General features: G+C 67.2%; 1 protein-coding gene. It reads right to left on the reverse strand.

The window, feature by feature from the left end:
• Window positions 1-466 (reverse strand): bifunctional oligoribonuclease/PAP phosphatase NrnA (locus EXE51_RS17425; protein WP_199234080.1); only part of this gene is annotated, 466 nt, incomplete at both ends.

Here is a 466-nt window from a genome sequence, read left to right on the forward strand (position 1 = left end):
GAGGTACTTCGTGAGGATCGTCGACGTCGACGAGACGTTGGTCCGCACGTCGACGAACCGCGCGTCGAACGGCACCTCGGACTCCAGGTGGTCGATGTAGATGTCTATCCCGACGTCGAAGTCGAACCCCTCTTCCGCCGACTTCGCGAGGTCGACGGCGGCCACGGTGCCGTACTCGGACAGCTCTGGTGCCTCGTCGCGGGCGAGCAGGTCGATTCCGAGGAGGTTGACGAACGCGCGGTTCTCCTGGTGGCCGACGTCGCCGGAGTAGACGATGTCGGCGTCGACCCCGAACGCCTCGGCGATCGCCTGGAGCGCGGTCGCGGACGCGATCGAGTCCGGCTCCGGGTTGTCGTGGGTGAGGATCGCCATCCCGTCGCCCCCCTCCTCGATTATCTCCGCCAGCTGGCGGGCCATGTACTCCAGTTCGCCCGTCTCCAGCGACTGGAGCGCGCTGTCCGCGATC

Source organism: Halorubrum sp. CGM5_25_10-8B, from assembly GCF_005435095.1.
Taxonomy (GTDB): Archaea; Halobacteriota; Halobacteria; order Halobacteriales; family Haloferacaceae; genus Halorubrum; species Halorubrum ezzemoulense.